Source organism: Aeromonas sp., assembly GCF_051657805.1.
GTDB lineage: Bacteria > Pseudomonadota > Gammaproteobacteria > Enterobacterales > Aeromonadaceae > Aeromonas.
The window spans coordinates 94,657-115,462 of record NZ_JBOFLJ010000027.1 but is presented as its reverse complement, the minus strand read 5'-3'; the positions used below and the strand labels follow the sequence as shown (position 1 = coordinate 115,462).

General features: G+C 62.9%; 16 protein-coding genes, 1 tRNA gene and 1 rRNA gene. 11 read left to right on the top strand and 7 right to left on the bottom strand.

Annotation, left to right across the window (positions count from 1 at the left end):
- Nucleotides 1-26: 26 nt before the first annotated feature.
- The 9 genes from ACRCYW_RS13505 to ACRCYW_RS13465 all read left to right on the top strand — a co-directional run bounded on the left by ACRCYW_RS13505 (nt 27) and on the right by ACRCYW_RS13465 (nt 10,010).
- Nucleotides 27-102 (top strand) — tRNA-Thr (locus ACRCYW_RS13505).
- A gap of 23 nt (nt 103-125) precedes the next feature.
- Nucleotides 126-240 (top strand): 5S ribosomal RNA (gene rrf / locus ACRCYW_RS13500).
- Nucleotides 241-391: 151 nt separating this feature from the next.
- Nucleotides 392-1,357, top strand: coding sequence for a transcriptional regulator EbgR (gene ebgR, locus ACRCYW_RS13495; protein ID WP_438550596.1), 966 nt, complete (start codon nt 392-394; stop codon nt 1,355-1,357).
- Nucleotides 1,358-1,677: 320 nt separating this feature from the next.
- Nucleotides 1,678-4,746 carry a beta-galactosidase subunit alpha gene (gene ebgA, locus ACRCYW_RS13490; RefSeq protein ID WP_438550595.1) on the top strand — a complete coding sequence of 1,023 codons (3,069 nt, stop codon included), beginning with the start codon at nt 1,678-1,680 and terminating at the stop codon, nt 4,744-4,746.
- Nucleotides 4,743-5,198, top strand: coding sequence for a beta-galactosidase subunit beta (locus tag ACRCYW_RS13485; protein ID WP_438550594.1), 456 nt, complete (start codon nt 4,743-4,745; stop codon nt 5,196-5,198). The genes ebgA and ACRCYW_RS13485 overlap by 4 nt, the downstream gene beginning before the upstream one ends.
- 103 nt (nt 5,199-5,301) lie before the next feature.
- Nucleotides 5,302-6,747: an amino acid permease gene (locus tag ACRCYW_RS13480; protein WP_438550593.1), complete on the top strand. Its 1,446-nt coding sequence runs from the start codon at nt 5,302-5,304 to the stop codon at nt 6,745-6,747.
- Nucleotides 6,748-6,827: 80 nt separating this feature from the next.
- Nucleotides 6,828-7,166 carry a tRNA-binding protein gene (locus ACRCYW_RS13475; protein ID WP_438550592.1) on the top strand — a complete coding sequence of 113 codons (339 nt, stop codon included), beginning with the start codon at nt 6,828-6,830 and terminating at the stop codon, nt 7,164-7,166.
- 151 nt (nt 7,167-7,317) lie between these two features.
- Nucleotides 7,318-8,754 (top strand): amino acid permease, encoded by a 1,437-nt coding sequence (locus ACRCYW_RS13470; RefSeq protein WP_438550591.1) that lies wholly within the window; start codon nt 7,318-7,320, stop codon nt 8,752-8,754.
- 284 nt (nt 8,755-9,038) lie between these two features.
- Nucleotides 9,039-10,010: a bile acid:sodium symporter family protein gene (locus tag ACRCYW_RS13465; protein WP_438550590.1), complete on the top strand. Its 972-nt coding sequence runs from the start codon at nt 9,039-9,041 to the stop codon at nt 10,008-10,010.
- Between the two features lie 98 nt (nt 10,011-10,108).
- On the opposite strand, the gene ovoA is transcribed toward ACRCYW_RS13465, so the two are convergent.
- Nucleotides 10,109-12,259, bottom strand: a complete 2,151-nt coding sequence (ovoA, locus tag ACRCYW_RS13460) for a 5-histidylcysteine sulfoxide synthase (protein WP_438550589.1) — start codon at nt 12,257-12,259, stop codon at nt 10,109-10,111.
- A 337-nt stretch (nt 12,260-12,596) separates the two neighbouring features.
- Here ovoA and ACRCYW_RS13455 point away from each other — a divergent pair, with 337 nt between their 5' ends.
- Nucleotides 12,597-13,319: a head GIN domain-containing protein gene (locus ACRCYW_RS13455; RefSeq protein WP_438550598.1), complete on the top strand. Its 723-nt coding sequence runs from the start codon at nt 12,597-12,599 to the stop codon at nt 13,317-13,319.
- Nucleotides 13,320-13,395: 76 nt separating this feature from the next.
- Here ACRCYW_RS13455 and ACRCYW_RS13450 read toward each other — a convergent pair whose 3' ends face one another.
- From ACRCYW_RS13450 to ACRCYW_RS13440, 3 genes are all read right to left on the bottom strand, one after another.
- Entirely contained in the window at nt 13,396-13,902 is a 507-nt protein-coding gene (locus ACRCYW_RS13450; RefSeq protein WP_438550588.1) for a DinB family protein, read from the bottom strand.
- A 93-nt stretch (nt 13,903-13,995) separates the two neighbouring features.
- On the bottom strand, nt 13,996-14,838 hold the full coding sequence (gene fghA / locus ACRCYW_RS13445) for an S-formylglutathione hydrolase (protein WP_438550587.1): 843 nt from the start codon (nt 14,836-14,838) through the stop codon (nt 13,996-13,998).
- Between the two features lie 42 nt (nt 14,839-14,880).
- The gene (locus tag ACRCYW_RS13440) at nt 14,881-16,008 is read right to left on the bottom strand and encodes an S-(hydroxymethyl)glutathione dehydrogenase/class III alcohol dehydrogenase (protein WP_438550586.1); all 1,128 of its coding nucleotides are present in this window, start codon (nt 16,006-16,008) and stop codon (nt 14,881-14,883) included.
- Between the two features lie 117 nt (nt 16,009-16,125).
- Here ACRCYW_RS13440 and ACRCYW_RS13435 point away from each other — a divergent pair, with 117 nt between their 5' ends.
- Complete coding sequence (locus tag ACRCYW_RS13435; RefSeq protein ID WP_438550585.1) at nt 16,126-17,031, top strand: LysR substrate-binding domain-containing protein; 906 nt, start codon at nt 16,126-16,128, stop codon at nt 17,029-17,031.
- Between the two features lie 77 nt (nt 17,032-17,108).
- On the opposite strand, the gene ACRCYW_RS13430 is transcribed toward ACRCYW_RS13435, so the two are convergent.
- Genes ACRCYW_RS13430 through ACRCYW_RS13420 form a run of 3 tightly spaced genes read right to left on the bottom strand, consistent with a single transcriptional unit; the run spans nt 17,109 to nt 20,760 of the window.
- Nucleotides 17,109-18,074 (bottom strand): ABC transporter permease, encoded by a 966-nt coding sequence (locus ACRCYW_RS13430; protein WP_438550584.1) that lies wholly within the window; start codon nt 18,072-18,074, stop codon nt 17,109-17,111.
- Between the two features lie 2 nt (nt 18,075-18,076).
- Entirely contained in the window at nt 18,077-19,195 is a 1,119-nt protein-coding gene (locus tag ACRCYW_RS13425; protein WP_438550583.1) for an ABC transporter permease, read from the bottom strand.
- Nucleotides 19,192-20,760 (bottom strand): ABC transporter ATP-binding protein, encoded by a 1,569-nt coding sequence (locus ACRCYW_RS13420; RefSeq protein ID WP_438550582.1) that lies wholly within the window; start codon nt 20,758-20,760, stop codon nt 19,192-19,194. The genes ACRCYW_RS13425 and ACRCYW_RS13420 overlap by 4 nt, the downstream gene beginning before the upstream one ends.
- Nucleotides 20,761-20,806: the final 46 nt, after the last annotated feature.

Genomic DNA, 20,806 nt, shown 5'->3' with positions numbered 1-20,806 from the left:
TGAGCGTGGTCTTTACCGGTTAGTGTGCTGATATGGCTCAGTCGGTAGAGCGCATCCTTGGTAAGGATGAGGTCCCCAGTTCGATTCTGGGTATCAGCACCATTTTCAAGTAGTAACAGATTTTGCCTGACGGCAATAGCGCCGTGGAACCACCTGATCCCATGCCGAACTCAGAAGTGAAACGCGGTAGCGCCGATGGTAGTGTGGCATTCGCCATGCGAGAGTAGGACACTGTCAGGCACCCATTCAGAAGAGGCCTCCCATTCGGGAGGCCTTTTTGCTTTGGAATTTTGCCATTTATCACGGATTGTTTTAGTAAAAATGCTGGGCTGTCAGCGGCTTGCCCGTTACTCTGGAGGCATGGGCCGGGGTTATCGCCAGAGGAGTATGCATGGCCACGTTGAAGGAAATTGCGCAGGAGGCCGGGGTATCCCAGGCCACAGTGTCCAGGGTGCTCAATGAGGATCCGACGCTGAGCGTCAAGGAAGAGACCAAGCAGAAGATCTTCGAGATCGCCGAGCGGCTGGAGTACAAGACCAGCAGCGCCCGCAAGGGGCTGCACAAGAACAAGCTGCACTTCCTGGCGGTCTATGCCTATCCCCAGAGCACCGAGGTCAACGACCCCTACTATCTCGCCATCCGCTATGGCATAGAGACCCAGTGCGCCCGCCTGAACATCGAGCTGACCCACTTCTACAACGGCGCCGAGGGGCGGGATCTAGCAAGTGTCGATGGTATCCTGGTGATAGGTCACCTGCCCCCCGAGCGCCTGGCTGCGCTCCACTCCCTCAGTGCCCAGCTGGTGTTCATCGACTGCCGCTCCGAGGGGGAGTATGACTCGGTGGACGTGGATCTCGCCCTCATCAGCCAGCAGGTGGTGGATTTCTTCATCTCCCGTGGCCATGACCGCATCGGCTACATCGGCGGCCAGGACGAGCTGCCGGATCTGCGGGAGCTCGCCTTCCTCGACTACGGCCAGCGCCTCGGGGTGGTACGGCAGGGGGATCTCTATCGCGGTGATTTCTCCAGCGCTTCCGGCTATCGGCTGGCGAAGGAGATGCTGGCGGGTGACTGGCCGGCTGCGCTCTTCGTCGCCTCCGACTCCATTGCCATCGGCGTGCTGAGGGCCATTCACGAGAAGGGGCTGGCGATTCCCCAGCAGCTCGAGCTCATCAGTGTGAACGATATCCCGACCGCCAAGTTCACCTTCCCACCCCTCTCCACGGTGCGTATCCACTCCGAACTGATGGGCTCCCAGGGGGTCAATCTCCTAGTCGAACGGCTGAGGGACGAGCGGGAGGTGCCTCTGCGGGTGCTGGTGCCCAGTCGGCTGACCCTGCGTGGCACGACACGATAAATTTAGTAAACACCCCTATCTCTTAACCATGCCCTCTCTGCAGGGCATGGTCTATCCTCTCTCCTTTCTTGAATCTCTCTCCCTTCATGTTTGTCAGTAACATACTGTTATTAAACTGTATTGTTGCTTTTTATCCCTAAGCGTCAACATCCATGCCATCCAGACAGGCCCAGCCCGCTTTTATCTCGCGCTTCTGATCCCGCTCACAGATCGAGCGATAGGCTGTGATCAGGTTAAAACTTTACCAATGACGAGCTGATATTTAGTAAATATTTATCTATGGTTTACCCAGTCTAAGATGTCTTGTTCCGGGAGGACATGTGAATAACTGGGAAAACGTTCAACTCGTCGGTGAAAACCGGCTGGCACCCCGTGCCTACTTCTTCTCTTATGCCGACGAGGCCAGCGCGGCCACCCTGCAGCGGGAGCTGAGCCGCCGCTTCCTCTCCCTGAGCGGGCAGTGGCAGTTCCACTACTTCGAGCACCCCCTGGCGGTGCCCGAGGCCTTCTATCACAGCCCCATGAGTGATTGGGGCCGGATCACAGTCCCCAACATGTGGCAGATGGAAGGCCACGGCAAGCTGCAATACACGGACGAAGGCTTTCCCTTCCCCATAGACGTGCCCTTCGTGCCGAGCAACAACCCGACCGGCGCCTATCAGCGCAGCTTCACCTTGAGCCCTGCCTGGGACGGGGAGCAGGTGATCATCAAGTTCGACGGGGTGGAGACCTACTTCGAGGTCTATGTGAATGGCCACTATGTTGGCTTCAGCAAGGGGAGCCGCCTCACCGCCGAGTTCGACATCAGCGCCCATGCCCAGGTCGGCGAGAACCTGCTGTCGGTACGGGTGATGCAGTGGGCGGATTCCACCTACATCGAGGATCAGGACATGTGGTGGATGGCGGGGATCTTCCGCGACGTCTACCTGGTGGGCAAGACCCCCGTCCATGTGCAGGATTTCTTCATCCAGACCGCCCTGGCCGACGACAGCGCCACCCTGAGCTGCGATATCCGGCTGGAGAATCTGGGGAAATTGGCCCGGGATCATCGTCTGGTCTGGTCGCTGCTGGATCAGGGCAACGAGATAGCCAGCGGTTCGCTCGATAACCTCGCCATCGACGGCGAGCTGACCTGTGGCTTCAGTTTGGATCTGGCGAACCCGCGCCTGTGGAGTGCCGAAGACCCCTATCTCTATCAGCTGATGCTCTCCCTCCATGACGACAAGGGGGAGTTGCTGGAGGTGATCCCGCAGCGGGTCGGGGTGCGCGAGATCAAAGTCAAAGGTGGCCTCTTCTATGTCAACGGCCAGTATCTCAAGCTGCACGGGGTGAATCGTCACGACAACGATCACCTGAAGGGGCGCGCCGTCGGCATGGATCGTGTGGAGCGGGACCTGGTGCTGATGAAGCAGCACAACCTCAACTCGGTGCGCACCGCCCACTACCCGAACGACCCGCGCTTCTACGAGCTGTGCGACCAGTACGGCCTGTTCGTGATGGCGGAGACGGACGTGGAGACCCACGGCTTCGCCAACGTCGGCGATCTCAGCCGCATCACGGACGATCCCAGCTGGGAGCCGGTGTTCGTCGATCGCATCGAACGCCACGTCCACGCCCAGAAGAATCACCCCTCCATCATCATCTGGTCTCTCGGCAACGAGTCCGGCTACGGCTGCAACATCAGGGCCATGTATCGCCGCTGCAAGCAGATCGATCCAACCCGACTGGTGCACTACGAGGAGGATCGCGACGCCGAGGTGGTGGACGTGGTCAGCACCATGTACTCCCGGGTCTCCCAGATGAACTGCTTCGGCGAGTACCCCATGGACAAGCCACGCATCCTCTGCGAATACGCCCACGCCATGGGCAACGGCCCGGGAGGTCTCAGCGAATATCAGCAGGTGTTCGACCGCCATCCCCACATCCAGGGTCACTACATCTGGGAGTGGTGCGATCACGGCATCCTGGAAGAGGACGAGCAGGGCCGCCCCGTCTACAAGTACGGCGGCGACTACGGCGACTACCCCAACAACTACAACTTCTGCATGGATGGCCTCATCTACCCGGATCAGACCCCGGGGCCCGGCCTGCGCGAATACAAGCAGGTGATCTGCCCGGTCAAGATCCGCGCTATTGATACGGCCAGCGGCAAGCTGGAAGTGGAGAACCGTTTCTGGTTCTCGACCCTGGATGACGTTCGCCTGCTGATCGAGGTGAAGGCGGAGGGAGAGCTGCTGGCCAGCCAGCAGATCCGGCTGGAGGGCATGGCCCCCGGTGCCATTGCGCCGCTGCAGCTGGCGCTGCCGAGCCTGGATGAGCGGGAAACCTTCGTCCAGATCCGGGTCATCAAGGCCAGCGCCACCTCCTATAGTCCGGCTGATCACGAGCTCGGCCAGTATCAGTTCCAGCTCAAGGCATCGACTCGCCAACTGCGGCCCTTCGCCAGTCCCAACGCCACCGCGCTGCAGATTGCCGATGAGCGGCTCACCCTGACCCTGACCGGCAACGGCTTCGCCCTGCGCTTCTCCCGCCTCGACGGCAAGCTGGTGAGCTGGCAGCAGGATGGCAAGGAGCTGATCGAGCGCTCGCCGCGCCTCAACTTCTTCAAGCCGATGATCGACAACCACAAGCAGGAGTACGAGAGCCTCTGGCATCCGAACCACCTGCAGATCATGCAGGAGCACTTCCGCAGCCTGAGCTGGCGTCAGCTGGGTGAGGCGGTCGAGGTGACGGTGGAGAGCCTGATTGCTCCCCCCGTGTTCGATTTCGGCATGCGCTGCTGCTACGTCTACACCCTGAGCCCGAACGGTCAGTTGCACGTCCAGTTGTGTGGCCAGCCCTACGGCGGCTATGACGACATCATCCCCAAGATCGGTTTCGAACTGGGTATCCGCCAGGATCTCGATCGGGTGCACTACCTTGGCATGGGACCGGGCGAGAACTATCAGGACAGCCGCCAGAGCAACTGGATCGACAGCTTCCAGAGCACGGTCGCCGAGATGTGGGAACACTACCCCTTCCCACAGGACAACGGCAACCGCCAGCAGGTGCGCTGGGCGACCCTGACCGACCGCCACGGCGAGGGTCTCTATGTGCGGCCCGATGCCCCCATCAACCTGAGTGTCTGGCCCTATAGCTGGGAGCATATCCACGCCGCCCAGCACATCAACGAGCTGGAACCTTGCGGCTATCTGACCCTGAATCTGGATCACCAGGTGCTGGGGCTCGGCTCCAACTCCTGGGGCTCCGAGGTGCTGGACTCCTGGCGGGTACGTTTCGAGCCCTTCTGCTTCGGCCTGACCCTGCTGCCCATCGCCCGCGGCAACCTCAATCCGGCCGCCCTGGCCGGGCTCGACCTCAGCATCAACGGCGGGAGGAACCTCGCATGATCACCCTGGATAACCTGACCCTGTTCAAGAACATCTACCGGGAGGGCAAGAAGTGGGGCCGCTGCGTGGAGGCCATCGACAACCTGCCAAACCTCAAGCCCGGCATCTGTCACTCCATCGGTGACTCCCTCACCTATCGGCTGCAGGAGGGGGCCAGCCCGGCTGGCGCCCTGTTCGAGGGGCAACGCCGCTACTTTGACATCCACTACTACCTGGAGGGGTCAGAGACGGTGGAATGGGCCGACAAGCGTGACCTGCAAACTGACTCGGCCTATGACGACACCACGGACCGCGAGTGGCTGGCCGGCGAGGTGCGAGAGCGCCAGCAGATCGGCAAGGGTCAGCTGGTGATCTTCGAGAACCACGAGGCTTATCGCTTCGTCGGGGATGGCGCGGTGCGCAAGCTGATCATCAAGGTCACGGTGGAAGGCGGCTACTTCAAAAACAAATAATCCGCTGCCGCTTTCGTACTGACAAAAGCCGCAAGGGCGAGGCTCACCCTACAGCCAATGCCTCGCCCTTGCGCCGACAATACATACAGGTCTGGAGATGGAAATGTCTGATACCAAACGCAACACGATAGGCAGGTTTGGATTGCTGTCGCTCACCTTTGCCGCCGTATTCAGCTTCAACAACGTCATCAACAACAATATCGAGATCGGCCTGGCCTCGGCCCCCATGTTCTTCCTGGCCACCATTTTTTACTTCATTCCGTTCTGCCTCATCATTGCGGAGTTCGTGTCACTGAATAAGAACTCCGAGGCGGGGGTCTATGCCTGGGTAAAAAGCTCCCTCGGCGGCCGCTGGGCCTTCATCTCCGCCTACACCTACTGGTTCGTGAACCTGTTCTTCTTCACCTCCCTGCTGCCGCGGGTCATCGCCTACGCCTCCTATGCCTTCCTCGGCTATGAATACATACTCACCCCGCTCGCCACCACGGCCTTGAGCATGGTGCTGTTCGCCTTCGCTACTTATGTCTCCACCAACGGCGCCAAGATGCTGGGTCCCATCACCTCGGTGACCTCCTCCCTGATGCTGCTGCTGACCCTCTCCTACATACTGCTGGCGGGCGCGGCCCTGGTGGGGGGCGTGCAGCCGGCGGATCCCATCACGGTGGAGGCGATGATCCCCGACTTCAGCTGGGCCTTCTTGGGGATCACCACCTGGATCTTTATGGCGGCCGGCGGCGCGGAATCGGTGGCCGTCTACGTGAATGACGTCAAGGGCGGATCCAAGTCCTTCGTGAAGGTGATCATCGTCGCCGGCCTCTTCATCGGCGTGCTCTACTCCGTCGCCTCCCTGCTGATCAACGTGTTTGCCCCCAGCGACACCCTGAAGTTCACCGGCGGTTCCGTGCAGGTGTTCGAAGGGCTGGCGGCCCATTTCGGTTTGCCGGAGATCCTGATGAACCGCTTCGTGGGCCTGGTCTCCTTCACCGCCATGTTCGGTTCCCTGCTGATGTGGACCGCCACCCCGGTGAAGATCTTCTTCTCCGAGATCCCGGCGGGTATCTTCGGCAAGAAGACGGTGGAGCTGAACGAAAATGGAGTGCCCGCCCGCGCGGCCTGGATCCAGTACCTGATCGTGCTGCCCCTGATGGTGATACCGACCCTGGGCTCCAATACCGCCCAGGATCTGATGAATACCGTCATCAACATGACCGCCGCCGCCTCCATGCTGCCACCCCTGTGCATCATGCTGGCCTACCTGAATCTGCGCCTGAAGCTGGATCACCTGCCGCGGGAGTTCAGGATGGGCTCGCGCACCACGGGGATCGCCGTGGTCTCTGTGCTGATCGCCATCTTCTCGGTGGGCTTCCTGGCCTCCACCTTCCCGACCGGCGCCGACATCATGACCATCATCTTCTACAACGTCGGGGGGATAGTGATCTTCCTCGGCTTCGCCTGGTGGAAATACAACAGATATGAGGCCTCCCTGAGTGCCGAGGCCCGCGCGATAGAGGCGCAGCCTGCCGCTCAGGTCCCCGTCCAGGTGTCATGAGTGCCCTTTTTACCCCAGATCAAACCGGGTGGCCGCGGCCACCCGTTACCGGTTGCACAACAGAGAACGAGGAGAGTGGAATGAGCGAGCAGATCGAGTTTGCCGAATTCAAGCGGGTTGAGATGAGGGTGGGCAGGGTGCTGGAGGTGGTGCGCCACCCCGGGGCCGACAAGCTCTACATAGTCCAGATCGACGTGGGAGGCGAGCGGCCACTGCAGACGGTCACCAGCCTGGTGCCCCACTACAGCGAGGCGGAGCTGCTGGGCAGCCAGGTGGTGGTGCTGACCAACCTCAAACCCACCAGGATGCGCGGCGAGCGCTCCGAGTGCATGTTGCTGTGTGCCGAGACGCCGGACGAGAGCCAGAGCGTGCTGCTGCAGCCTCGCGTGCCCATGGCGCCGGGCACGCCCATCGTCTGAAGATGATGGCGTCATAGAGAGAGTCGCAGGCGAGCCGGGAGGGCCAGCCTGACCATAACAAGAAAACAGAGGGCGGGCCCAACGCCCCTGCCGAACACATTCAGAGTCAAAGCGCCGCCTCGCGAAGCGGCGAGGTCCCCGGGAGGACAATATGTCGGATTCAATACGCGGCACCATAGGCAAGTTTGCCCTGCTGTCGATGACCTTTGCCGCCGTGTTCAACGTGCGCAACATAGTCAACAACAACATAGAGCTGGGGCTGAGCTCGGCGCCCATCTTCCTGCTGGCTACGCTCGTTTACTTTATTCCTTTCGTCTTCATCATTTCCGAGTTCGTCTCCGCCAACAGGCAGTCGGAATCGGGCATGTATGACTGGCTCAAGAAGCCGCTCGGTACCCGCATGGCCTACCTCGGCTCCTTCCTCTACTGGTTCGTGAACCTGTTCTGGTTCGTCTCATTGCTGCCAAACGTCATCGCCTACGCCTCCTACGCCATGCTGGGGTATGAGTACAGCTTCTCCCCCATGGTGACCTCCATCATCTCCATCGCCCTGTTCGCGGCGGCGACCCACATCTCCACCAAGGGGGCGAGCTGGCTCGGCAAGATCGCCGAACTGGTGGCCTACGGGGTGTTCGCCCTGTTTGCCATCTATGTGCTGGGGGCCCTGATGGCCCTGAGCGGCGATCATGTGCCGGCCCAGCCCATCACGCTGGAGGCCATGACCCCCACGGTCAACTGGGCGACGCTGGGCATCATGTGCTGGATCTTCCAGGCGGCGGGGGGCGCCGAAACGGCGGCGGCCTACCTCAATGACGTCAAGGGGGGCCAGAAGTCCTTCATCCGGGTGATCATCACCGCCGGCATCGTCATCGGCGCCATGTATGCCCTGGGTTCCCTGCTGGTGAACGTGTTTGTGCCGCGCGAAAGCCTCACCTACGCCGGCGGCATGGTGGAGATCTTCACCGGCATGGCCCAGTACTTCCAGGTCTCCGAGGCGCTGGTGGGCCGCTTCGTCGGCGTGGTGCTCTTCATCGCCATGTTCGGCTCCATGATGATGTGGACCTCGGCGCCGGTGAAGATCCACTTCTCCGAGATCCCCAAGGGGGTCTACGGCGAGAAGACCACAGAGCTGAACCAGCACGGGGTGCCGGTGCGCGCCGCCTGGTGGCAATTTGTGTTCGTGTTCGTGATGCTGGTGGTGAACGGCTTCGGCTCCGAGTCGGTGCAGCAGATGATGAACACCGCCATCAACCTCACCGCCGGCACCGCCATGTTGCCGCCGATCTTCATCATGGTGGCCTACTTCGTGTTCCGCTGGAAACACGACGATACCCCGCGGGACTTCCGCATGGGCTCCCGCACCTTCGGCATGGCCGTGGTGTCCGTGCTCATCCTCATCTTCGTGGTCAGCATGAGCGCCTCCGCCTTCCCGGCCGGGGTGGATCTGGTGCGGGCCTTCTTCATCAACGTCTTCATGACGGCGGTGTTCTCGGCCATCGCCTACTGGTGGATCTCCCGCTTCGAGAAGCGCCAGGCCGCCAAGCTGGTTGGGCCAAGCAAGGGGAGCAAGCTGGTCAAGGAGAGCTGACGACATCGCGGCTCCAGGAACAACGGGTGGCTCAGGCCACCCGTTTTTTATGTTTTTTCGTCCCCACTGCCCGGTCTATCGTTCAGCGTCACACCTGCATGGTGGGTAAACGTTTAATTTTCTTGAACACCTGCGGCCATCGCTCAACTTTGCGCCACCCATTTCTCGGGGTAAGCTGGGGATTCGTTGCAACGGGAGCTGTCCAGCAGCTCCTGTTGTCTTTCCTGTCGTCCCGCGTCCGAGTGCCTCGGCGAAGCGGGGCGCGCCTTCGATGGAGACTCTCCGTGCGTCTGGATCCCTTTACCTCTGTGCTGATTGCCGTGGTGGCCCTGGCCTCCTTCTTCCCCTGCGAGGGAGAGGTCGCCGTCTGGTTCGGTTGGCTCACCAAGCTGGCGGTGGCCCTGCTCTTCTTCATGCACGGCGCCAAGCTGTCGCGCCAGAACCTGCTGGCGGGGCTCGGCCACTGGCGGCTGCATCTGGTGGTCATGTTCAGCACCTTCGTGCTCTTCCCCCTGTTGGGGCTGCTGCTCACCCCCTTCGTACCTCACTGGCTGAGCCCGGCCATCTACCTCGGTTTCCTGTATCTGTGCGCCCTGCCCGCCACCGTGCAGTCGGCCATCGCCTTCACCTCATTGGCCGGCGGCAATGTGTCGGCGGCGGTGTGCAGCGCCTCGGCCTCCAGCATTCTCGGTATCTTCCTCTCCCCCGTGCTGGTGGGGCTGATGATCAAGGTGCAGGGGGAGGGTGTAGACACCTGGCACTCCATCCAGTCCATCATGGTGCAGCTGATGCTGCCCTTCGTGGTGGGTCACCTCTCCCGCCCGCTCATCGGCCGCTGGGTAGACGCTCACAGGCCCCTCATCGGCAAGCTGGATCAGAGCTCCATCCTGCTGGTGGTCTATGTGGCCTTCAGCGAGGCCGTGGTGCAGGGGATCTGGCATCAGGTGGGCTGGTATGATCTGGCCAGTATCGTGCTGCTGAGCTGCGTGCTGTTGGCGCTGGTGCTGGGTTGGAACGTCTGGATCAGCCGACGCCTCGGCTTCAACCGGGCGGACGAGATCACCATCGTCTTCTGCGGCTCCAAGAAGAGCCTGGCGAACGGCGTGCCCATGGCCAACGTCATGTTCCCCGCCGCCAGCGTCGGGGTCATGGTGCTGCCGCTGATGATCTTCCACCAGATCCAGCTGATGGTGTGCGCCGTGCTGGCGCGCCGCTACCGTGAGCGGACTGCCGAGCTCGCCCATCAGGAGGGGTGAGGCGCCGGCGAGGCGACAAGCGCGCTGCGTGGACAAGAGATAGACGTGAACGAGAGAGAGGGAGGCCGGTGCCTCCCTCTCTTTTTGCTGCCTCAGCTTCAGCGTTTGCGCCAGACGGTGAGCTGGGCCAGGGTGTGCTGGTACTTGCGGGCGGTCTCGCGGATGACGAAGGGCACATCCCGTGGCGGGCACAGCTCCTCGAACTCCGCCGCCAGCAGGCGCTGCAGGGCCTGATAGGTGGAGAGTGCCTCGCCATTCTCGCGGATACCGCCGAGCCAGTTCGCCTTGGGGGTGTAATCCGTCAGCCAGGTATAGGGGCTGGTGAGCACCAGCAGGCCGCCGCTGCGCAGCCTGGGGGCAATGTCGCGCAGGAAACGGGCGGGTTCCCGCAGCCGGTCGATGAGGTTGGAGGCGAGCACCAGATCGTAGTCTGTATACTTGGGCTTGAGGTTGCAGGCATCCCCCTGGCTGAAGTGGATACGATCGGCCTGCGCACTACCCAGATCCTGGGTGGAGAGCCGCGCCTCGCAATATTCCACCAGCTCTCCTTCCACCGGCATGGCGTAGCGGAAGCTGTCCTGGCTCGCCAGGGCCAGGGCCACGTCGATGAAGCGGGCCGAGTAGTCCACGGCGTCCACATGCTGGAAGTGGCGGGCCAGCTCGAAGCTGGCGCGGCCGGTGGCGCAGCCGATGTCCAGCGCCCGCTGGTGGTTGCTGCACAGCTCGCCGGCGAGATTGGCCAGGGTTTGGGCGTAGTTCGGGATCCCGAAGTGGGTCGGGCCGTACTGGAAGTCGAGATATTGCGCGACCAGCGTGTCGGTTTCGTAAGGATTCACGGTGATGGGTTCCTGATAACGGGAGACCAGATAGCGGAAGCCCGCGTGCTGGAAGAAGTGGCGGCGAAAGGCGTAGCGGGACGACTTGAGCGCCTCGTTGCCCGTGCTTATCCAGCTGCCCCCCTTGATGAGGCTGTGCTTGCCGTCGAAGGTGGGGGTGGAGAAGTCGTCGTAGAGGGGATGCACCTTGAACCCCTCGAAGCCGTCGATGGCTGTGCTGGTCCACTGCCAGACGTTGCCCACCAGATCGAAGAAGCCGGCCTGGGGGCAGGCGTTGACCGGGCAGGGGGAGGCGAAGCGGGCCAGGTTGATATTGCCGGGGGCTTCCAGCCAGTCAGGCTGATCCCCCGTCAGTTGTTCCCGCAGCAGCGCCCATTCCCCCTCGCTCGGCAACTGAATGGGCAGCCCGGTCTGGGCCGATTTCCAGCGGCAGAAGGCGGCGGCCTCCAGCTGGTTCACCTCGGCAGGCCAGTCCCAGGGCATGTCGACCTGTTCCGTCATCAGCCGAAGTTGCAGTTGATCCGGCTCGGCCGGATCGCCCACCCAGAAGCTCGGCATCCGCGCCCCGGCGAACTGGCGCCAGCCCCAACCCTCGTCATCCCACCAGGTCTGCTGCTGATAGCCATCCCCTTGCACGAACTCGAGGTATTCGGAGTTGCTCACCAGCATGCGGCTCGCCTGGAAGGGGGCCAGCTCTATGTGACGCTCGCCGTATTCGTTGTCCCAGCCATAGGTGGCATCCTGCTTGCCGAGGCGCACCCGCCCGCCCGCCACCGGCAGCAGATCGTTGGCGGGCACCTCCTCTGGCTGGTGGCAGCGTACCTCGCAGGCGGGCCAGTGGCGCCGTGGCCGCACCCAGGCCAGGGGCAGCTGGCGGATCAGCACGCTGGAGGTCTCGAGGTGGATGCGCTCGTGCTCTATGCCCATCAGGATGACCCAGGCCGGGCTCTGCCACTGGATGGGCAGTGCGATCGGCATGCGTTCGATGAAGTCAACCACCAGGGCGCGCACCCGGCCGCGGTAACTGCGGAGCTCGGCGACGGCGGGCCAGTCGTAGTGGGTCTCGTCCAGATCGTCCCAGCTCATCTCGTCCACCCCGATGGCGACCATGGCCTCGATGCGCGGATCGAGCCGGCTATCGATGAGACGAGCCGCCAGCAACTTGTTGATGAAGAAGGCGGCGGTGTGGCCGTAGTAGAAGATGAGGGGATGGCGAAGGGAGATGGCCTTGTTGAACCAGGCGCGCTCGTCCGCCAGGCAGTCGAACAGGGAGTCGTAGAGATCGAAGGTCTGGCAGAAGTAGGCGAGCAGCTCGCGGCGCTTCTGCTCGGGATCCTCGCCGGTCAGCAGCGGGGTGCGGGTCGGGGCTGGCAGGCCGCCGAGAGCGGCAAAGGGATGGCTGGCTTGGGTCACGCTCTGACTCCTTGTGGGCAGTGAAGACGGACGGTGCAGCGGATGCACAAAGTATCACTATTGGCTCAACAGACCGGCGCCACAACAAAAAACTGTCGACGGCGGGTGTCGTGACGACAGGATGAATGGGGTCTTGCAGTGAACAACGTCTCCATACGGGTATGGTCAGTTTCACCACTATATCGTCAGAATGGCACCTTACAGCCTGATGACATGGGCAATAAAGATAGCAAAATCCATAAAAATCATACGATTGAACTTATGGCACAAGGATTGCCATCTAGATCCCCGGATGAGTACAAACAGTCCGGACAGGGCCATCAACAAGGAGAGTGCAATGAAATGGATGCTGGGATTGATATTGGTGCTGGGGCTGGGTGGCTGCAGCAAGCTGGATGATACCCTAGTGAGCGGCGACGGCGCCGTCATCGAGCAGCGCCATCCCCTGGGCGAATCTGTGACCCGGGTGCAGGCCGGGGTGCCCGCCAATATCCATCTGGTGGTCGGGGAAGAGAGGGGCATCTTGATCCGCGGGCAGGAGAATCTGCTGTCCTATGTGGAGCTCACCGAGCGAGACGACAAGCTGGAGCTGGAGGTCAAGGATGGCTACCGGTTCGAGCACTTCGAACCCATCGACATCACCATCACCCTGCCCAGGGTGACGGAGCTGGCGCTGGCGGGCCTGGCTCGCGGGGACCTGAGCGGTTTCTCGGGGAATGAGTTGGTGCTGTCTGTGGCTGGGCTGGGAGACATAGTCGCCAGCCAGCTGACGCTGGATCGGCTGGAGGGCAATGTCGCCGGTGCGGGTAACCTGGATCTGGGGGCAGGCTCCGCCAAAGAGGTTGAGCTGAACCTCGCCGGTGCCGGCGGCGTGTCCGGTGCCGACTTCAAGGGTGAGGAGGTCGAGGTCAATATCGCTGGCAGTGGCGACGTGGAAGTGAATGCCAGCGAGCTGCTGAAGGTGGGCATCGCCGGCTCCGGCTCGGTGAACTATCTGGGCAACCCCAGGCTGGAGAGCGAGATCGCCGGCTCCGGCTCCATCTCCCGGGTCGGAAGCTGAGAACCCAGTTCCAACACAGCTAAAAAAACAGGCCCTGCAGGGCCTGTTTCGTTATCCGTCGTCCTGGGGTTTTCTCTCAGGCCAGGGGCAGGGCTAGGCGCAGATCCGCATTCAGCCGCATCAGCAGCCACTGCATGCCGGCCAGATGCTGGTGGTCGTGGCTGACCAGCAGGCGCACCAGACCGTCCAGGGTCAGCTCCCCGTAGTTGCCGTAGCGGGCTCGCCGTCCCCAGGCCGAGGGAGGCTGAGCCTTAAGCCAGGCGAGAGTCTCGGCGCGGGCGGCGCGAAAACGGGCCAGCTGGGTGGCGGGATCCTGGCGGCGATAATCGTTGTCCAGCGCCAGCTGATAGCCATCGAGGGAGGCGAGCTCGGGCAGATCCTCCTCCAGGGTGCGCTGAAAACGGACCCGATAACCCAGCACCTCGATATCCACCAGGTGGCAGAGGTGGCCCTGGGCGCTGAAGCGCTCGGAGGGAATGCCGTCCCAGTTGGCGGGCTCCCAGTTCAGGTATTCGGTGGGTACCTGGGCCAGCAGCTGTTCGAACTGATCCGGCATGGCCTGCAGGCTGGTGAAGAGATGCATCCTTGTCTCCCTTTCCTTGGATGATGCGGGCCGCCATTTGCAGGTGGCGCCCCGGGTCGCCCCTGACCGCCGAGGATCAGGGGAGGTGGTTGGCTAGCCGCCGAGATGCCCGGCGTGGAAACGCAGGTGCGCCTCGATGAAGCTCGCCACGAAGTAGTAGCTGTGATCGTAACCGGGGTGGCGGTTGAGCGTCAGGGGCCAGCCCTTGATGCCGGCGACCTCGGCCAGGGTATCGATGCCGAGCTGTTCGCTCAGGAAGGGGTCGTCCAGCCCCACGTCTACCAGGGTCGGCAGGGATGGGCCGTCGTGGTGACGCAGCAGCTGGCAGGCATCCCACTCCTGCCACAACAAGGGGTTGTTGCCGAGATAGGCACCGAGCGCCTTCTGGCCCCAGGGGCAGCGGCTCGGGTGGCTGATGGGGCTGAAGGCGGAGACGGACTGGTAGCGCCCGGGTTCGCGCAGGGCGGCGATCAGGGCCCCGTGGCCTCCCATGGAGTGGCCGCTGATGGCGCGCCGGGTCGAGACCGGGAAGTGGGTCTCGATGAGATCGGGCAACTCCCGGGTGACGTAGTCATACATCTGATAGTGATCGCGCCAGGGACTCTGGGTGGCGTTGACGTAGAAACCTGCCCCCATGCCGAGATCGTAGCCAGGGTCGTCCGCTACCCCTTCCCCGCGGGGGCTGGTGTCCGGCGCCACCAGGGCGATGCCGAGCTCGGCGGCGATGCGCTGGGCACCGGCCTTTTGCATGAAGTTTTCATCGGTACAGGTGAGGCCGGAGAGCCAGTAGAGCACGGGCACCTTCTGGCCGGTGAGGGCCTGGGGGGGCAGGTAGATGGCGAAGCGCATCTCGCACCCGAGCACGCTGGAGGGGTGGCGATACTGCTTGTGCCAGCCGCCGAAGCTCTTGTTGCTGCTGATGATGTCCAGATTCATCGACGAACTCCCGGGCCCCGCACGGGCGGGGCCCTCATGGTATCAGTAGTGGATGACGCTGCGGATGCTCTTGCCTTCGTGCATCAGCTCGAACGCCTCGTTGATCTGCTCGAGGGCCATGGTGTGGGTGATGAAGTCGTCGAGACGGAACTCACCCTGCATGTAGCGCTGCACATAGCTCGGCAGCTCGCTGCGACCGCGCACGCCGCCGAAGGCGCTGCCGCGCCAGACCCGGCCGGTGACCAGTTGGAACGGACGGGTGCTGATCTCCTGGCCCGCGCCAGCGACCCCTATGATGACGGACTCGCCCCAGCCCTTGTGGCAGCACTCCAGTGCGGCGCGCATCACCTTGACGTTGCCGATGCACTCGAAGGAGAAGTCGACGCCGCCGTCGGTCATCTCGACGATCACCTCCTGGATGGGCTTGTCATAGTCGTTCGGGTTGATGCAGTCGGTGGCACCGAGCTTGCGGGCCAGTGCGAACTTGCTCTCGTTGATGTCGATGGCGATGATGCGGCCGGCCTTGGCCAGACGCGCGCCTATGATGGCGGAGAGGCCTATGCCACCCAGCCCGAAGATGGCGACGCTCTCACCCTCTTTGACCTTGGCGGTGTTCATCACGGCGCCTATGCCTGTGGTGACGCCGCAACCCAGCAGGCAGACCTCCTCCAGCGGGGCGGCAGGGTCCACCTTGGCGATGGAGATCTCCGGCAGTACCGTGTATTCGCTGAAGGTGGAGGTGCCCATGTAGTGATAGATGGGCTGACCGTCCTTGGAGAAGCGGGTGGTGCCGTCCGGCATCAGCCCCTTGCCCTGGGTGGCGCGGATCTTCTGGCACAGGTTGGTCTTGCCGGACTTGCAGAACTTGCACTCGCGGCACTCCGGGGTGTAGAGGGGGATCACGTGATCGCCGACCTTGACGCTGGTGACCCCTTCGCCGATGGACTCGACGATGCCGCCCCCCTCGTGGCCCAGGATGCAGGGGAAGACCCCTTCCGGATCTTCACCGGACAGGGTGAAGGCATCGGTGTGGCAGACGCCGGTGGCGACGATGCGGACCCGCACCTCGCCGGCCTGGGGTGGCATGACCTCGACCTCTTCGATGGAGAGGGGCTGACCCGGGCCCCAGGCGATGGCGGCCTTACACTTGATGCTTTGAACCTGTGCCATGGATGATGTCCTTATGGTGGAGAGTTGAACGAAATGGGTTCGGACAACCAGTGTAGTTTCCCGCCGATTTGGTGATAATAAGGCGAAATATCAAATCACTTTTACAGATAGGTAATAATGTTCGGCTGGGAAGGGATCTGCGAGTTTGTCAGCGTGGCGGAGCAGGGGGGCTTCACCCCGGCGGCGCGCAAGCTGGGGGTGTCGGTGGCTCAGGTCAGCCGCCAGGTGGCGCAGTTGGAAGACAGGCTGCAGGCCAAGCTGCTGCTGCGCACCACCCGCCAGGTGCGGCTCACCGAGCTCGGGGAGATCTACTATCGCCACTGCCGCCAGTTGCTGGACAACCTCTACGAGGCGGAGCTGGCCCTCGGCCAGCATCAGGCCGAACCCCAGGGGCTGCTGCGCATCACGGCCCCCGTCTCCTACGGCGAGAGCCGCATCGCCCCCCTGGTGAACGACTTCATGGTGCGCTTCCCCCAGCTGGAGGTGACCCTCAACCTCACCAACCAGCTGCTAGACCTGGTGCACGAGGGGTTCGATCTCGCCATCCGCCTCGGCCATCTGAAGGATTCGACCCTGGTGGCCCGCAGGCTGGCCAAGCGGGTACCTTATGTGTGCGCCTCACCGGCCTACACCGCACGCCACGGCATGCCCAACAGCCTCTCCGAGCTCTCCCGCCACACCTGTCTGGTGGGCAATGGGGACGAGTGGCACTTCACCCTGGCCGGCCGTCCCCACAGCGTGCGGGTGCGCGGCATCTTGCAGTGCAACAGCGGCCACGCCCTGCTGGACGCGGCGCTCAAGGGCATCGGCATCATCCAACTGCCGGACTACTACGTGAGCGACCATCTGGCCCGGGGGGATCTCATCGAGCTGTTGCCGGAGCTGAGGGCGCCGGAGGAGGGGATCTGGGCCCTCTATCCCCACAACCGCCACCTCTCCCCCAAGGTGCGGCTGCTGGTGGATTATCTCGCCGAACGGCTGAGCGACCCCAGTCAGCCGGCCCTGGTGCGCCCCATCGGCTGAAGGTTTCCACCCCGCCACGCGCCCATAAAAAAGGCCCACTTCCGTGGGCCTGTTTGCATTTTTTGCACGGAGGGAAGCTATTCCCGTTCCTTGACGTAGGGGGTGCCGAGGGCCTTGGGTGCCACTGCCTTGCCGATGAAGCCGGCCAGCAGGAACACCGTCAGTATGTAGGGCAGCGCCTCGATGGCCTGTACCGGGATCGGGAAGTCGCCGATGCTGACCCCCTGCAACCGGATGGCGACCGCGTCGAGGAAGCCGAACAGCAGGCAGGCCGCCATGGCGCTCCAGGGTTTCCACTTGCCGAACACCAGGGCCGCCAGCGCCATGAAGCCCTTGCCCGCACTCATGTTCGGGATGAACTGGGCGGTCTGGGCCACGGCCAGATAGGTGCCACCTATGCCGGCCAGCAGACCGCCGATGATGAGGGCCGTGTAGCGCATGCGCACCACGGAGATGCCGGCGGTATCGACCGCGGCCGGGGCCTCGCCCACGGCGCGCAGGCGCAGGCCGAAGCGGGTGCGGAACAGCACCCACCAGGCCAGGGGCACGGCGGCGAAGGCCACGTACTCCAGTAGGGAGTGACCGCTCAGCAGCTCGCTGTAGAGCTGGCCGATGACGGGCACGTCGTACAGCTCCTTGGCGTAGGGCAGATCGATGGGGGCGAAGCGGGCCGCACCGGACAGCGCCGGGGTCTGGCCACCCTGATCGAACCAGTAACGGCCCAGGGTGACGGTCAGGCCGGCCGCCAGTATGTTAATGGCCATGCCGCTCACCACCTGATCACCCCGGTGGGTGATGGTGGCGAAGCCGTGCAGCAGGGCGAACAGGACGGCGATACCCACTCCGGCACCCAGCCCAATCCAGGCGGAACCGGTGACGGCTGCCGCCGCCGCACTGGCGAAGGCGGACGCCAGCAGCTTGCCTTCCAGGGCGATGTTGACTACCCCGGAGCGTTCACAAAACATGCCGGCCATGGCCGCCAGGATGAGCGGTGGTGCGGTACGTATGGTCGCATCCAGCATCAAGATCAGCGTTTCGAACATGGTCAGGCTCCTTTGACTTGCGCGGCTGAACGGTTGGCAAAGGCCAGGTAGCACTGCTCGATGCGCGGACGCAGCATGTGCTCCAGCGCGCCGCAGAACAGGATCACCAGACCCTGCAGCACCACGACGATGTTGCGGTCCACCCCGAACTCGAAGCTGAGCTCGGCGCCCCCCTGATAGAGGAAGCCGAACAACAGGCTGGCGATGATGACGCCGACCGGGTGGTTGCGCCCCATCAGGGCCACCGCGATGCCGGTGAAGCCGAAGCCCTCCACGAAGTTCAGCTTGATCTGGTGCAGCTCGCCCTGCAGCACGTTGAGGGCGAAGAAGCCCGCCAGCATGCCGGAGATCACCATGGCCAGGATCACCACCTTGGGATAGGAGATGCCCGCGTAGGCGGAGGCACTCTGGCTGGCGCCCACCGAGCGGATCTCGTAACCCCAGCGGGTATGCCAGATGAAGACCCACACCAGCAGTGCGCAGATCAGCGCCCAGAAGAAGCTGATGTTCAGCGGGCTGTTCGGCATCTCCACGCCGAAACCGGCCGCCAGCTCGCTCATCTTCGGCAGCCAGCTCGCCATGGCGAACACCTTGCTCTCGGTGGCCATGGATCCTGGCGGCTTGAAGACGTCGACCAGCAGGTAGGCCATCAGGGAGGCGGCGATGAAGTTGAACATGATGGTGGTGATGACGATGTGGCTGCCGCGCTTGGCTTGCAGCCAGGCCGGGATGAAGGCCCAGGCCGCACCGAACAGACCACCGGCTATGATAGCGAGCGGCAACAAGAGCGCGAACGGCAGCACATCACCGAGCAGCAGACAGACCAGGCCGACGCCGAGACCGCCGATGTAGGCCTGGCCCTCACCGCCGATGTTGAACAGGCCGGCGTGGAAGGCCACCGCCACCGCCAGACCGGTGAAGATAAAGCCGGTCGCGTAGTAGAGGGTGAAGCCTATGCCCTCGCCGGTGCCAAAGGCGCCGTACCACATGATCTCGGCGGCATCGATCGGGTTGATGTCGAGGTAGTAGAACAGGATGGCCGACACCAGGAAGGCCAGCAGGATATTGATCGCGGGCAGCACGCCCACGGAGATCCAGGCAGGGATACGTGCTTGGCTCATGGGCGAGCCTCCTTGGCAATCTCGTCGGGGACTATGTTAGCCATCATCAAACCGATAGTGCGTTCATCCGCCTTGGCGCCGTCCAGCTCACCGACGATGCGACCATCGGCGATGACCAGAATGCGGTCGGACAGACTCATGATCTCGTCCAGCTCCACCGACACCAGCAACACGGCCTTGCCCTTGTCGCGCATGGCGATGATCTGCTGGTGGATGTACTCGATGGCGCCGATGTCGACCCCACGGGTCGGCTGGCCGACCAGCAGCACATCCGGGTCCTGCTCCACTTCACGGGCGATCACCAGCTTCTGCTGGTTGCCGCCGGAGAAGTTCGCCGTCTTGTGCTCGGGATGGGGCGGGCGCACGTCCCACTTGTCCATCTTCTCCTGGCAGTCCTGGCGGATGGCCGCCTTGTCCTGCAGCATCCCCTTGTTGTACTGGCCACGCCTGTGATAGCCGAGGATGAAGGCCTCTTTCGCCTCGAAGCGATTGATGAGACCCATCTTGTGCCTGTCTTCCGGGATGTGGCCGAGACCGAAGTTGCGCACCATCTCGGGGTTGGCGGGCTGGTCGTGGTTCACCTGATGCACGGCGCTGCTGCCCTTGATGGTGAAGCTGCCCTTGCTCGGCTTGAGGATGCCGCCGAGCAGGCTGAGCAGCTCGGACTGGCCGTTGCCGGAGACGCCGGCGATGCCGACCACTTCCCCGGCCCGCACCTCGAAGCTGACGGACTTGACCCGCTCCACCTTGGCGTCATCGAAGTAGCTGAGCCCCTCGACCTTGAGCTTGGCCTCGCCCGGCTGGGCGGCGCCCTTGTCGACCTTGAGGCGCACCTTGCGGCCCACCATCAGCTCGGCCAGCTGCTCCTTGTCGGTATCCTTGGTGGCAACGTGGGCCACCATCTCCCCCCGGCGCATGATGGAGACCTGATCCGTGATGGCCAGGATCTCCCGCAGCTTGTGGGTGATGAGGATGATGGTCGCCCCCTGATCCCGCAGCTTTTTCAGCACCTCGAACAGGTGATCCGCCTCTTGCGGGGTCAGCACCCCGGTCGGCTCGTCCAGGATCAGGATGCGGGCGCCGCGATAGAGCGCCTTGAGGATCTCGACCCGCTGTTGCAGGCCCACCGGCAGATCCTCGACCTTCTCGTGCAGCGGCACCTCGAGACCATAGTCCCGGGCCAGCTCGCCGAGCAGTTTCTCGGCCGCCGCCAGGCTCTTGCCCAGGTGCCAGCCGTTTTCCGCGCCGAGGATGACGTTTTCTAACACTGTAAAATTGTTAACCAGCATGAAGTGCTGGTGCACCATGCCCACGCCCGCGGTGATCGCGTCTTGTGAGCCATGGGGTTTGAAGGGTTTGCCGTCGATCAGCATCTCGCCCTTATCGGCGTGGTAGAAACCGTAGATGATGCTCATCAGGGTCGACTTGCCGGCGCCATTTTCGCCGACGATGCCGTGAATGCTGCCTTTACGAACCTGAAGGTCGATCTGCTTGTTGGCGTAAACTTCGCCAAAGCGCTTATCGATACCTCTTAATTCGATGGCATAGCGATCTGTCTGGTCCATGATGCAGTCCTTGCGGGTCATGAAGTAGAGACTAAAAACCGGCCCG

Bases quoted from the DNA above. Each gene is read 5' to 3' on its own strand.
- ebgR (WP_438550596.1), top strand. From the start codon at position 392: ATGGCCACGTTGAAGGAAATTGCGCAGGAGGCCGGGGTATCCCAGGCC.
- ACRCYW_RS13485 (WP_438550594.1), top strand. From the start codon at position 4,743: ATGATCACCCTGGATAACCTGACCCTGTTCAAGAACATCTACCGGGAG.
- ACRCYW_RS13480 (WP_438550593.1), top strand. From the start codon at position 5,302: ATGTCTGATACCAAACGCAACACGATAGGCAGGTTTGGATTGCTGTCG.
- ACRCYW_RS13475 (WP_438550592.1), top strand. From the start codon at position 6,828: ATGAGCGAGCAGATCGAGTTTGCCGAATTCAAGCGGGTTGAGATGAGG.
- ACRCYW_RS13470 (WP_438550591.1), top strand. From the start codon at position 7,318: ATGTCGGATTCAATACGCGGCACCATAGGCAAGTTTGCCCTGCTGTCG.
- ACRCYW_RS13455 (WP_438550598.1), top strand. From the start codon at position 12,597: ATGAAATGGATGCTGGGATTGATATTGGTGCTGGGGCTGGGTGGCTGC.
- ACRCYW_RS13450 (WP_438550588.1), bottom strand. From the start codon at position 13,902: ATGCATCTCTTCACCAGCCTGCAGGCCATGCCGGATCAGTTCGAACAG.
- fghA (WP_438550587.1), bottom strand. From the start codon at position 14,838: ATGAATCTGGACATCATCAGCAGCAACAAGAGCTTCGGCGGCTGGCAC.
- ACRCYW_RS13440 (WP_438550586.1), bottom strand. From the start codon at position 16,008: ATGGCACAGGTTCAAAGCATCAAGTGTAAGGCCGCCATCGCCTGGGGC.
- ACRCYW_RS13435 (WP_438550585.1), top strand. From the start codon at position 16,126: ATGTTCGGCTGGGAAGGGATCTGCGAGTTTGTCAGCGTGGCGGAGCAG.
- ACRCYW_RS13430 (WP_438550584.1), bottom strand. From the start codon at position 18,074: ATGTTCGAAACGCTGATCTTGATGCTGGATGCGACCATACGTACCGCA.
- ACRCYW_RS13425 (WP_438550583.1), bottom strand. From the start codon at position 19,195: ATGAGCCAAGCACGTATCCCTGCCTGGATCTCCGTGGGCGTGCTGCCC.
- ACRCYW_RS13420 (WP_438550582.1), bottom strand. From the start codon at position 20,760: ATGGACCAGACAGATCGCTATGCCATCGAATTAAGAGGTATCGATAAG.